Annotated in this window: 9 protein-coding genes and 1 tRNA gene; 2 read left to right on the top strand and 8 right to left on the bottom strand. The window is 33.1% G+C overall.

Annotation, left to right across the window (positions count from 1 at the left end):
• Positions 1–110 precede the first annotated feature (110 nt).
• The 8 genes from hflX to MW871_RS01495 all read right to left on the bottom strand — a co-directional run bounded on the left by hflX (position 111) and on the right by MW871_RS01495 (position 11,509).
• Complete coding sequence (gene hflX, locus MW871_RS01530; protein WP_210645304.1) at positions 111–1,361, bottom strand: GTPase HflX; 1,251 nt, start codon at positions 1,359–1,361, stop codon at positions 111–113.
• Between the two features lie 221 nt (positions 1,362–1,582).
• On the bottom strand, positions 1,583–2,449 hold the full coding sequence (locus tag MW871_RS01525) for a hypothetical protein (RefSeq protein ID WP_248427323.1): 867 nt from the start codon (positions 2,447–2,449) through the stop codon (positions 1,583–1,585).
• Positions 2,450–2,650: 201 nt separating this feature from the next.
• Positions 2,651–3,100 (bottom strand): FKBP-type peptidyl-prolyl cis-trans isomerase, encoded by a 450-nt coding sequence (locus MW871_RS01520; protein WP_248427322.1) that lies wholly within the window; start codon positions 3,098–3,100, stop codon positions 2,651–2,653.
• Positions 3,101–3,200: 100 nt separating this feature from the next.
• Positions 3,201–4,556 (bottom strand): DUF5689 domain-containing protein, encoded by a 1,356-nt coding sequence (locus MW871_RS01515; RefSeq protein ID WP_248427321.1) that lies wholly within the window; start codon positions 4,554–4,556, stop codon positions 3,201–3,203.
• 10 nt (positions 4,557–4,566) lie between these two features.
• Positions 4,567–7,404 (bottom strand): carboxypeptidase-like regulatory domain-containing protein, encoded by a 2,838-nt coding sequence (locus MW871_RS01510; protein WP_248427320.1) that lies wholly within the window; start codon positions 7,402–7,404, stop codon positions 4,567–4,569.
• Between the two features lie 436 nt (positions 7,405–7,840).
• A complete protein-coding gene (locus tag MW871_RS01505; RefSeq protein ID WP_188049355.1) occupies positions 7,841–9,052 on the bottom strand; it encodes an MFS transporter in 1,212 nt (403 codons plus the stop codon).
• Between the two features lie 242 nt (positions 9,053–9,294).
• Entirely contained in the window at positions 9,295–10,335 is a 1,041-nt protein-coding gene (locus MW871_RS01500; protein ID WP_248427319.1) for a Gfo/Idh/MocA family oxidoreductase, read from the bottom strand.
• A 106-nt stretch (positions 10,336–10,441) separates the two neighbouring features.
• Complete coding sequence (locus MW871_RS01495; RefSeq protein ID WP_248427318.1) at positions 10,442–11,509, bottom strand: NADH:flavin oxidoreductase/NADH oxidase; 1,068 nt, start codon at positions 11,507–11,509, stop codon at positions 10,442–10,444.
• Between the two features lie 189 nt (positions 11,510–11,698).
• Between MW871_RS01495 and rseP the strand changes: the two genes are divergently transcribed.
• A complete protein-coding gene (gene rseP / locus MW871_RS01490; RefSeq protein WP_210645287.1) occupies positions 11,699–13,042 on the top strand; it encodes an RIP metalloprotease RseP in 1,344 nt (447 codons plus the stop codon).
• Between the two features lie 103 nt (positions 13,043–13,145).
• Positions 13,146–13,219 (top strand) — tRNA-Asn (locus MW871_RS01485).
• Positions 13,220–13,369: the final 150 nt, after the last annotated feature.

Below are 13,369 nucleotides of genomic sequence, written 5' to 3'. Positions count from 1 at the left end.
AAAAATGCCCTTAAGAAATTTTCTTAAGGGCATTTTTTTTATAGGTATTTCAAGATAGTATTTAATTGCTGGCAAAAAAAATAGGAATCTAGTGTATAGAAAAACTTTTATTATTCCTCTTCATTATCTTCTTTTTCATCTTTCTCCACTGCATCTTTATAATCTGGATATAAGAATTTATTATAAGGAAAACGCGTAATGTGAATTTGTCTCACAGCTTCGTATACACGTTCTCTGAATTCTTCAAAATTTTCTTTATTAGTAGCCGATATAAACAAAGCATTTTGTTCTCCTACTCTACTCATCCAAGTTGATTTCCACTCTTCCAGCGTGTAATGTCTGGTTGTTTTTTCAGTCATCAAATCATCTTCGTCAATAGTCAAATGTTTGTAAGCATCAATTTTATTGAAAACCATAATTACTGGTTTATCATTGGCTTTGATATCTAAAAGGGTTTGATTTACTGATGCAATATGGTCTTCAAATTCTGGATGCGAAATATCAACTACATGTAATAGCAAGTCGGCTTCCCGAACCTCATCTAATGTGCTTTTGAAAGAATCTACTAATTGTGTTGGCAATTTTCTGATAAATCCAACGGTATCGGATAATAGAAAAGGTAGGTTTTTAATAACCACTTTGCGAACGGTAGTGTCTAAAGTGGCAAAAAGTTTGTTCTCTACAAAAACGTCACTTTTACCTACAGCATTCATTAAAGTTGACTTACCTACATTCGTATAACCCACTAAAGCCACACGAACCATTGCACCACGATTGCCGCGTTGCACACCCATTTGCTTATCTATTGTTTTTATTTTCTCCTTCAATAAGGCAATACGATCCCGTACAATACGTCTATCGGTTTCGATCTCCGTTTCTCCAGGTCCACGCATTCCAATTCCTCCTTTTTGACGCTCTAAGTGCGTCCACATTCCGGAAAGTCTTGGTAATAAATATTGACATTGTGCTAATTCTACTTGGGTTCTAGCATATGAAGTCTCTGCACGCTGAGCGAAAATATCAAGAATAAGGTGCGTTCTATCTAGAATTTTACATTCCTCAATTATTTTAGAGATATTTTTTTGTTGTGAAGGTGATAATTCATCATCAAAAACTAAAGTCGAAATATCATTCTCTTTTACAAATTGATGAATCTCTTCAATTTTTCCTGTACCCACAAAAGTTTTGGGATTAGGGCGTTCCATTTTCTGAGAAAAACGTTTCACTACTTGGCCTCCCGCGGTAAAAGTCAAAAATTCTAACTCATCAAGATACTCATTTAGTTTCTCTTCGCTTTGATTTTGAGTTACAATACCAACAATAGCCGTTTTTTCGAAATTTATTACTTCTTTTTCTAACATGTCTTTGAATAAGTTACAAATTTAATGATTTGTAAGGGACTTATGAGATTCTGAAATAATAAAAAAATCACAAGCTTTTAAAAAAGTTTTAAAACCGAATTTTAAATACCAATAAATGAAATGAATATTGAAGACTATTTTTGCATTCTAAAGACATATCAGTATTTTATTTTTTAGAATAAATGCTCTATTTAAAATCGTTTTTTGATGATTAATACACTCTATTCGTATAAATAATTAACCTCTGTTTTTACTATTCCATTTTCTTCAATTATAGAACAAGCACTAGGATAATTAAACGTATTGTATTTGTATTTTTTGGTTTTACCAATAGCATTTAATGCTGTCGAAGCAAAACTTAATTCGTTATTAACGGATATAGAACCTAAAGCAAACTCATCTTCATGAAACGAGATCAGAGGAACAATAACTTTATAATTTTTTCCAAACAAATTTTGAACTATTAATAAATCTGCTGAATTTTTATCATCAAAAGTATAATTATTCATTGATTTATCACCAATCATTACTTTGTGTCTAATGATATTATCTTTGAAATATACATACTCTATTTTATTGAAAATTTGCTTGTTTCTATCTCTCGAAGAGCGTCTAGCCACAAGTCCATTTTCGACAACATATTCAATATCATCTATTAAAGTTTGATGGCTATTGCTTTTTTTAGTTATTGCTTTTACTCTTGAACCTTCATAAGTTACTGCAACTGTTTTAGTAACGAGTTCGCCGCCTTCTTCGTATTTTTTTACAAACTTTACTAACTGATCTTCATTGTTATAAGTGTAATTTACAACCTCTTTCCAGTTACTAGCTTGTCTCTCCTTTACTGTCATGTCTAATAATCCTTTTGGATTATAAAAAAAACTTTGAATAACATCTGATGTTTTTATGGATTGAATTTTACCATCATTAAACAAAATTGTTTTGTTTACAATTTCACCACTTTTTAAATTGCGAAAATTGGTTTTAATAATATTAATTTGTTTTAACTTCACGGAATTATCCGAAACCTGACTGTGCGTCAAGTAAGGATATACCATTAAAAATAGAGCAATAATGTAGGTTTTCATGTGGTATTTATTTCAATTTTTATTGACCTAATCCTAAGACCAATTTTTTCAATAACAGTACTAATTTAAATTTGGGGAAATTGTTGGGCGAAATTGTCGAAGATTTATAAATTTTACTGCTTGTTGTGTCATTAATTAACAAGCAGTAAAACAAATAGATGTTTATTAAAATAGTGTTTTAGGTTAAAAAACTATTTTAGATTATTGTACAGAAATCAGCTTGACATCAAAAATAAGTACTGAACCTCCAGGTATTCCTGATCTTCCTTCACTACCATAACCAAGATTTGAAGGCACTAAAAGTACCCCGCTACCACCTTCTTTAAAATAAGCAATCCCTTCAGTCCATCCTTTGATAACTTGTTGCAATCCAAAAGAAATTCCTTCCGGTTTGCTTTCATCAAATGGAGATCCGTCAGTAAAATAACCTTTGTATGCAACCGTTACTGTCGAATTTGCATTAGGTTGAGCACCGGTACCAGGCTTATTTATAACATAATACAATCCAGAAGCACTTCTTTGAGCGTTCAACTTGTTCTTGGCTATATATGCTACTATTTCTTTTTCATTTTTAGCAGTATAATCGACTTCTTTCTCTTTTGAACAAGAGATAAAAAGCATAAAAATTAAGGCAAACAGAGTATATTTCATGATTTTTTTATTTATTCAAGCCGCAAATATAGTAAAACTACACACTGTTCCAATAAGATAAAAAATTTTCCGAGAGATGTAAATTTAATTCATCTTAAAATTACTTCTGACCATAAATATGAATATCGTCAAGTCTAAAAGAACCATCTAAAGCCAAGTCTTTTCCTGAACCAATGTACTTAAATGCAATATTGATTTTGCCTTTATACGAAGATATGTCTACCGCACCACTTCCTACAAATTGATACCACGGTGTTGCTTGTTTTGGTAAATTAACTACTAATGGAATCCATGTTGCTTTTGCCACATTTAAACCATCAAAATTGTTAGAAATATAAACTTCTATTGTATTTAAAGGGGAATCGACATCTAAATGATGTTGTGCTGTTCTAAAAGTTAAGGTTTCATTATTGTATAGATCCATGTCAATTTTTGGAGAAATGAGCCAAGCAACATTAGAAATTACTTTAGTGCCAGAAATAGTAAACTCAGCGCAACCATTTCCTGCGTAAACGCCACCTTTCCAAACAGTTTTACCATTTTGAACAATATTTGCCCAACCTGGAAGACTTAAATTGGACTTGTCTACAACAGTTTCAAAATCTTCAGAGAAAAACGATACTGTTCTAGGAGCAGTCATTACAATGTCTTTTTCGGAACGTGCTAACAATTGATAGTCATTACCATATTTTGTTAAAACTCCTCTCACTTTCCCTCTTCCTTCAGGAACTAATTTTGTAGCGAAATTTGCAAAACTACTTGTTCTAAAATAGACTTGGTTACCCGATTTATCTTGTAAATCCCAATTGGTCGCACCACCTACATTTTTCCCTTCTTCAAAGTAATGGCGTCCTACCGCAGATGAAGCAAACTGAACATCCAAAACTTCTACTAATGTATTTAGATAAGCATCATTTAGCAAATCTTTCATCGTAACCTTATTGACTAATTCGTCTTCTTTAAGATTGGTACAAGAAGCATTCAAAACTGCCTTGTAATCATTCTGCGAAATTCGTCCAACTCCACCATCATTATAGGAACTTACCGTGATCCCACCAATTCGCAAAGCACCAAATGAAATATCAGTGAATTGATTTTTTAGCTTTACAAATACTTTATTTCCTGGTCTATAGTCTACATAAAGATTCGTAGCATCTACCGGAACGCTAAAACCAATAGCAGGATTTGTGGCGGTAGCCAAAGTTTGAAAAGAAATAGTTTTGAAAAAATTTCCCGCTTCATCACTCGAAACTACGTACGCCTCAATGACATCATCATATTTGTATTGGGCTACGATTGCATTAGCATTGGTGCGTACTTGACTTACCTGCATATTGGTGCGTAAATCTGGTTGGGTACAAGTGATTTTTGGAGCGTCAAGAGTATCACTCGCACAACTGTAAAGTATAAGAAGTAGCAGTAAAAAAAAATAGGTTTTTTGAAATGTAGCTTTCATCTTTTTTTATTTATAAATTAATGTATAGATTCACAAAATAGGTTCTACCGTATCCATAGAAGTATTTATTACCAAATGAAGGAGTGCCACTAGAAAAATCTTGGTTCATTCCTCTAAAATTAGCATTTCGAGATTGCTCATAACCGCCTGATTTATAAGTAACATCAAGCACATTATTAATACTAGCAAAAACCCCTAAATTCTTTCCGTATACGCGCCAAGATTTTCCACCAACTAGGTTCAAAAGCATTAATGGATCAAATTTTTCTTGTTTCAATAACTCTTTTGCTCTCTCCTCTGTTGCTTCTGGAAAGTTGAAACCAGAAGCTGGATTTTTGTAGAATATTTTAGTTCTAGAAATCGCTGCTATATCAATATACGTATTAGTGAGATAATTTATGTTTGCACTCAGCCACCAATATTTTGGATCTCTATATTCTAAACCAAATGAATAAGCTCGCTGTGGCATTCCGGCTTGTTTGTAATTTCTAAGGGAAGCTGTTCCAAAATCAAAAAGCGGATTTGTATTTTCTAAAGAGGCTTTGGCGTCATTAATCAAAGTAACATTGGGATTACTCGCATAAGTATACTCTCCAAAACCGGCAGAAAAAGTAGTCTTGAAAGTAGCGCTTAATTGGTATTCTAAACTCAATTCGGCACCAATATTTTTCTTGCTTAATTGAGTTAATGTTTGGCTTACAAAAGCATCCGTGTTTAAATATCCCGCACCATTATCAAAAATTCCTTCGGCATAAAAAAAGGAAATTTGAGTACTATTTTTTATTAAAGAATAGTAGGTTGTTAATCTCCCTTTTAATTTTGGTGATCGATATACATAACTTATATCAGCACTATTTATATTCTCACTTTCTAAGTCATTGACTAGTGAATTATTCAAACGAGAATTTGCAAAAGTATTTCGTAATGAAGGTGCTTTGGTCATATGTGCCGTATTGAAAGCAAGCAATTGTTTGCCAGAAATTTTAAAGTTCAATCCGCCTTTAAAACCAAAATCTTCATAGGTTACTTTTTCACTTTTCCCAAAAGAATTAGTTTCATAAATTCCGTTTTTATATAAACCTTCTCTTTGATAATCTCTAACAGAAAATTGTTGGGCTAGATAAAAATCGACTTTGTTATAAGTAAATTTAAATTGAGTAAAAGCTTCGATTACAGTAGCCAAATAATTAAAATTGTATCCGTAAGTATCACCAACTACTACTTGCCTGTCCGGATTATTAAGATCCGATTGAGATTGTGTGCCTTTATAAAAAGGATCTATGTCATCAAAATATAATCCACCCAGTAAGTCTAATAAATGCTGAGAATAATGCGATTTTAATTTTTTGAATGAAGCTCCGGCATTCAGAAATATATTGTCAGAGAGTTGCGAACTCAAATTAGTGTTTAGTGCAAGGGTTTGGTCTTCTACTCGATCTTCGTATAAAACATATTTACTTTTTTTTGGTTCATACCCTAATATAATGCCATTAGAATCTAGAATAGGATTTTGATTGGCTTTATATATTGCATTCCAATCTATTTGTGAATGAGCTAAAAATAATGATTTACTTTTCTCGGCATTTTCATAATCTGGTATAAAAGCACCAGAAAATTCTCCGTTATCTTTTGCATATAAAGAACTAAAATAACTAGGCATTTTTCTGTAATAAGATGGATCTGGACTATCCGCATTTTGATAATCAATGTTACTATTTCCTATTTTTCCAAACTGGTAGGTTGCACTAGAATTTAAGTTCGTTTTATCATTGATTTTAAAATAGTGATTGAGCATAATTGTGGGCATTTCAATTGTTTTCACACGAGCATTTCTTTTTTTATCGTCTTGATAACCCCAATAGGAATTGTATTTCACATTAGTTAACGCTGTCACTTCTGCAGTATTAGGAGAGTTTTTAGCTCTTGTGTTGGGCGTGTAGATTGCAGTTAAATTCATAGAATGATTCTGCCCCAATTTCTTTTCAATGCTTATAAAAAAGGAATTAGCATCATAATTCGTCCCTTCAAAATAGCCTTCTTGTGCCCAACGTTTTCCTGCCGAAATAACAAAAGCCCAACCATTAGCATACATTCCAGAAGCATAAGTGGCCATAGTACGCCAACTGTAATTGGTATTAGTTCCTGAAAAAGTGATTCGGGAGCCAGGTCTGTATATTGAAGCGCGAGTATTTATTTGTTGTGTTCCTAAAATTCCTCCAAAAGCATAATCAGAAGGAGCCGTTCCTAATGTAAATTCTTGATTACGCAAGGCGTCATTTAATCCGCCCCATTCTCCCCATTGTGGTCTGCCATCATACATTTTATTCATGGAAACGCCATTGATCATCAATGTAGAATATTCACTATCTAATCCCCGAACTCTAAAACGAGCTTGTCCCCAATTGAAAGCGGCTGCTTGCAAAAAAGCATCTCTTGAGGATTGCAAAAGTCCCGATGTGCTCTCAGAACTACTATTTTCATCACTGAAATCACTTTCTAAAAGTGTAATTATACTGCTTTGTTGTTCTAAGGTCTGATCTTCTTCTAATGCTATAATTCCTAAATCTAAGTTATCTCCTTGGTTCATTTCTATTGGATACAAACCATCTTTGAATCCTTGACTGCGAACAAGGATCAATAAGTGACCCGAAGGAACGTCATCAAAACTAAATTGGCCATCCGTCTTAGTAAGTTGCATCAAATTCGTATTTTGAATACTAACTACTACGAAACTCAATGGTTTTTGAGTTTTAGCTTCGATAATTTTTCCAAAAAAACTATTGCTATTTTGTGCACTTGAAAACCAAAATTGCATTATAAAGACAATCGTAAAGTAAAATTTATTCATAGTATCAAAATGGTATTAATGAGTACGTTTAGAAAAATGCCAATAAAAAAGATTACAATATTTGCAACAAAAAGTTCAACCCATAAAATAGAATTACAGGTTGAACTAAAAGTTTAGTGGTATTTTTTTTTGAAAGAAAACAACACTAAATAATTAAAAATGTGATTTGGAAAAGTGGCAAAAGCCTTCTATATACTATTGCTGAAAAATGTGGTATTTAAATTCAGCACTTAATAGATTCAATTGAAAGAATAATAAGGTTAAATATAATAATAAAAACTATAACTTATTGATTTACAATAAAATTATTTTTTACAAATATCTAATATGATGTTTTTACATTTGATTTTAAAACAAAAAGAAATACAATCCCACAATAGTTTTGGAGCGAGACAATGTGGATTTTCTAAAATAGAATCATGTTCGTTCAATAAAATTATTCTATTGCTTCGATTTTAGAAACCATAAATGCGATTAGAACTCCAAAAACACCGATGAATGCGAATGAAAATCGCAGGTTAGATAATTCAGCTATGTAGCCAATAATAGGTGGTCCTAGTAAAAAACCTAGGAAACTAACGCTCGAAACGGTAGTTAAAGCAATACTTGGAGAAACATTTGGATTTTTTCCAGCAAGGCTATAAACCGTCGGCACAATCGTGGAAACTCCGAGTCCGACTAACATAAAGGCAAGAGTTGCAGGAATGATAAACGGAAAAAACACCGCTATAAAAAGTCCAGTCGAAATCATTATTCCACTGATTTTTAGCACATTTTTTCTTCCAAATTTACGAATTAAGCTGTCTCCAAGGAATCGTCCTCCAGCCATCATAATCATAAATGAAATGTACCCTAAAATTACTAATGGTCCCGGCGCCTTAACGACATCTTTGAAATAAACTCCACTCCAGTCAAACATAACTCCTTCGCTGGCCATGCTACAAAACCCAATTATTCCCAACCAAATTAAAGCAGAATCTGGTTTTGAAAACATTTTTTTCTTTTTGACTTTGATGGTTTCTTTAGCCTTTATTAAAAATTTAAAATTGAAAGCCATCATTAAAAATACTACTCCACCCACAATGAGAAAGTGAATGTATGGAGTTAAATCGAAGGCTAGCATTACTAATCCTACTAAGGCACCCATGAATCCTGCAAAGCTCCACATACCGTGAAAAGAGGACATAATAGTTTTTTTGAAAAGTACTTCGGTATAAACGCCTTGAGTGTTTACAGCAATATTAGAGAGATTCCCGAAAATCCCAAATACGAATAATGCCGCTGATAATTGCCAAGCGTTGTTTGCCAAACCTATATTTGTTAAGCTAAAAACGTAAAATAACAATGAAAACACTAACATGCGATGACTCCCAAAACGACTCACTAATTTTCCAGAAAATGGCATAATTATTAATTGTCCAAATGGAAGCGCAAATAAAATGGTGCCTAAATCTCCTTCACTGAGTTGCAAAGTTGTTTTGATATCTGGAATTCTACTCGCCCAAGTAGCAAAGCACAAACCCATTCCAAAATAAAACATAGAAACTGCCCAACGAATTCGGTTTAAGTACGAAATCTTAATGTCTCTATATTGCTTTTTGAACTTTGCTTTTGTTTTTGACTTTCCTAAGAAGTTTAAATCTATCAAACTGATTTTTTTTTAAATTTTAATTGGCAAAAATACCACAAGCAATTGGCAATTCAATCAAAACTAACGAGCCTAAAAAATTTACAACGTTATTGTTTATAAAATTAAAGGCTTGATCTTGATTAATGCATAACTAAAGATTTTTAAAACTGGAGAAATAATATTTGATTAAATACACCTACAAGGTTTTTAAAATCTTGCAGGATAATAGTCATAGACAAAAATTTATTTCGTGTAAAACACTATAAATCAACCACTTTTTTCTGAGAACTACTTTCAATTGAAGCTTCGATAATTTGCATTACATGAACGCCATCTTTTGCAGTTACTGGCTCTAAACTATTATTTATGATCGAATTATAAACACCATCAAAAAAAGTATAATAATTTCCTTGAAGTGTAGAGATACTTTTTTTTACAATTTCACCATTGATCTCCGTGTGTAATAACCCTTCTTTTTCAAGTGGTTCAATTCCCCAAGTAGTTAGATTTGGTTTTTTTCCTAATTTTAATTCGTCTTCTTGAATATCGCCCCGATGTTTTAAGAATGAACCCTTTTTTCCGTGAATAACATACGCTGGATTTGCTTCTCGAACAAAAAATCCTGCTTTTAAACGGACCCGAAAAGTAGCATAATACAGTACAATATCAATATAATCATCTACTAAGGAATGTTCCCGAGTAATACGAATATCAGCAAAAACGGAATTTGGTAAACCAAACAAGCACAAAGCTTGATCTATAATATGAGGACCCAAATCCTTCAAGATTCCCGATCCAGAATTAACAGTTTCTTTATGCCGTTTCGGACTCAGCGACGGATTGTATCTGTCAAAATGAAATTCAGCTTCTACAATTTCGCCAAGAACCTCATCAGAAATAATTTTCTGTACGGTTTTAAAATCGCTATCCCATCTTCTATTTTGAAAAACGGCTAATTTTAGTCCTTTTTCTTTGGCTAAAGCCGATAATTCCTGAGCTTGAGCAACGGTTGTAGTAAATGCTTTTTCGACAATCGCGTGTTTGCCTGCGAGTAAAACTTTTTTAGCATAATCGTAATGCGTTTCAACGGGCGTGTTCACGACAACTAAATCAACATCATCTTGCAGAAGTTCTTCTATTGTAGCATAGCTTTTTACTTCAGGAAAATCGTGATTTATTAATTTTTTACTTCTTTCCCAAGAACCAATAAGTTCAAAACCAGCATGGAAACTTAGAAAAGGAGCATGAAATACTTTTCCAGACATTCCGTAAGAAAGTAAGGCTGTTTTTATTTTTTGCATAATAAAATAGTAGAATATTTATTTGAAAAAAGTAAAACACGAATTTCAAAAGCTTGGACTAAATTAATTAGTGTAAATTCGTGAAATTCGTGTTTATGTAGCCAAGTTATATTTTAGCTCTTTCGTATTGTTTTGGCCATTGCACATCAGCCTCTAAATCATCAGCGAATGTTAATCCTAAATTAGGATTTCTAAGCGATTCTCTAGCAAACAAAACTAAATCTGCTTTTCCAGAAGCCACGATTTCCTCTGCTTGAGTTGCATCGGTAATTAAACCTACTGCTCCAGTTAATATTCCAGATTCCTTTTTTATACTTTCCGCAAAAGGAACTTGGTAACCTGCACACAATTTAATTTGTTGGTGTGAAACTGCTCCTCCTGAAGAAACGTCAATTAAATCGACACCTTTTTCTTTTAGTATTTTAGAAAGCTGAATTGATTCTTCAAGATTCCATCCGCCTTCGGCCCAATCTGTTGCTGATATTCTAATGAACAAAGGCAAGTTTTCCGGCCATTCTGATTGTACTGCCGCAACTACTTCAAGGGTTAATCTTATTCTATTTTCAAAACTTCCACCATATTCATCGGTGCGAAGATTAGATAAAGGCGACATAAACTGATGTAACAAATAACCGTGAGCTCCATGAATTTCGAGTACTTGATAACCTGCTTCAAGAGCTCTTTTAGTCGCTGATTTAAAATCTGAAATCACTTTTTGAATTCCATTTTTATCCAATGCTATAGGTGCTGTTTCATTGTCATGGTAAGCAATAGCACTTGGCCCAACGGTTTCCCAACCACCATTATCATTAGCTACTTTTCTACCACCGTTCCATGGGGAAGCAGCACTTGCTTTTCGTCCGGCATGTGCCAATTGAATTCCGGGAACTGAATTCTGACTTATAATAAATTGGGTGATTTGTTTTAGTTTTTCAATTTGTTCGTTTTTCCAAAGCCCTAAATCTTCAGGTGAAATTCTACCTTCTGGAGAAACAGAAGTGGCTTCTTGAATGATTAAGCCTGCACCACCACTGGCACGACTGCCTAAATGAACCAAATGCCAATCATTGGCAAAACCATCAGTTGCTGAATATTGGCACATCGGAGAAATGGCGATTCTATTTTTGAGTGTGATACTTTTTATCGAAAGAGGAGAAAATAATTTTGAGGACATCATGATGTTTTTAAAATGAAGTTAAGACGAAAAATTTGTTTAGAAAAGTAAAGTTACACGACTACCCTGAAACACTATATTCATTTTATAATAATTAACAAAGTTTTAAAACGTTATGGAATAATTATTGTAAATTAAACAAATAGAAAACCTTACTTTTGTGAGTTAAAAAAGAACTAAAATTAAAAAATGGACATATTTATAAAGCTTTCTCAATTTTTATTGAGCTTATCATTACTGATTATACTTCACGAATTAGGACACTTCATTCCTGCAAAATTATTCAAAACCAGAGTCGAAAAATTTTACTTGTTTTTTGATGTTAAATATTCCCTTCTAAAAAAGAAAATTGGCGAAACCGAATACGGAATCGGTTGGTTGCCTCTTGGTGGTTATGTAAAAATATCTGGAATGATAGACGAAAGTATGGACAAGGAGCAAATGGCATTGCCACCTCAACCTTGGGAATTTCGCTCTAAACCAGCTTGGCAACGTTTGATAATTATGTTAGGTGGAGTTACGGTAAACTTTATTTTAGCATTCATCATTTATATCGGAATGGCATTTGCTTATGGCGATACTTATATCGCTACTTCGGATATGAAAGATGGCTTGTTGATTGAAAATAAAGCTATGATGAATATTGGTTTTAAAACTGGCGATAAAATCTTGGCAGCTGATGGCGTGAAAATACCAAAATTTGACAATGACATCACCATGAAAGTTATTATGGCAAAACAAGTCTTAATAGAAAGAAATGGAGTAGAACAAACTATAAAAATACCAAGTGATTTTGTAGATCAATTGTCAAAACATGAAAAAGGTCCGTTGATGAGCATCAGAATGCCATTTGTGGTAGCGGCCATTTCTGAAGATTCAAAAAACACCGCTTTACAACCAAAAGATGTTGTATTAACCTTAAACGGACAACAAGCAAAATATTATGATCAAGCAAAAGCAATACTGGAGAGCAATAAAAACAAAACAATTCCAGCGACTGTATTAAGAGATCAAAAAGAAGTTGAAGTTCCTGTTATTGTATCTAATGATGGTAAATTAGGAATTGGTGTTGGAGGATTAAGTATGAGTAATCTTGAAAAACTAGGTTACTATAAAGTTAGCAAACAAGAATTTGGTCTTTTAGAGGCAATTCCTGTTGGAATTACAAAAGGGAAAGATCAATTAGTAGGTTACGGAAAACAATTAAAAATGATTTTTAGTCCAAGTACCGGTGCATACAAACAAGTAGGTGGTTTTAAAGCCATATTTGATATTTTTCCTAATACTTGGAGCTGGGAAACGTTCTGGAATATCACCGCTTTATTATCAATAATGCTTGGTGTAATGAACTTATTACCTATTCCAGCCCTAGATGGTGGTCATGTTATGTTTTTATTATACGAAATTGTTAGCGGTAAAAAACCGAGTGACAAATTCTTAGAGAATGCGCAATTAGTTGGTTTTGTTTTACTTATAACTCTATTACTATTCGCAAACGGAAACGATATTTATAAAGCAATCGTCGGCAGATAAAAAAAATAAAAAAAAGTTGGTTTTTTATTTGCACAAACCAAATGATAGCCTATCTTTGCACCGCTTTAAAGATGTAACGCAAGTTGATTTTTACTGCTCAGTTTCCTTCTTAGCTCAGTTGGTTAGAGCATCTGACTGTTAATCAGAGGGTCCTTGGTTCGAGCCCAAGAGAGGGAGCTTTTACAAAAAGACTTTACAGCAATGTAAAGTCTTTTTTTTTGGAATAAAGTGAATACCCTTATTTTCTAATGCGAGTAATATCGTTCAAAACTAGCTTGAAACACCCAATTCAGTAGCTTTTAGTATGATTCATTATAAATGTCAAGC

The organism is Flavobacterium pygoscelis, assembly GCF_023162025.1.
In the GTDB taxonomy this organism is placed as follows: Bacteria; Bacteroidota; Bacteroidia; order Flavobacteriales; family Flavobacteriaceae; genus Flavobacterium; species Flavobacterium pygoscelis.
This window is presented reverse-complemented; position numbering and strand designations above follow the sequence as displayed.

Bases quoted from the DNA above. Each gene is read 5' to 3' on its own strand.
- MW871_RS01510 (WP_248427320.1), bottom strand. From the start codon at position 7,404: ATGAATAAATTTTACTTTACGATTGTCTTTATAATGCAATTTTGGTTT.
- rseP (WP_210645287.1), top strand. From the start codon at position 11,699: ATGGACATATTTATAAAGCTTTCTCAATTTTTATTGAGCTTATCATTA.
- MW871_RS01520 (WP_248427322.1), bottom strand. From the start codon at position 3,100: ATGAAATATACTCTGTTTGCCTTAATTTTTATGCTTTTTATCTCTTGT.
- MW871_RS01500 (WP_248427319.1), bottom strand. From the start codon at position 10,335: ATGCAAAAAATAAAAACAGCCTTACTTTCTTACGGAATGTCTGGAAAA.
- MW871_RS01495 (WP_248427318.1), bottom strand. From the start codon at position 11,509: ATGTCCTCAAAATTATTTTCTCCTCTTTCGATAAAAAGTATCACACTC.
- MW871_RS01525 (WP_248427323.1), bottom strand. From the start codon at position 2,449: ATGAAAACCTACATTATTGCTCTATTTTTAATGGTATATCCTTACTTG.
- hflX (WP_210645304.1), bottom strand. From the start codon at position 1,361: ATGTTAGAAAAAGAAGTAATAAATTTCGAAAAAACGGCTATTGTTGGT.
- MW871_RS01515 (WP_248427321.1), bottom strand. From the start codon at position 4,556: ATGAAAGCTACATTTCAAAAAACCTATTTTTTTTTACTGCTACTTCTT.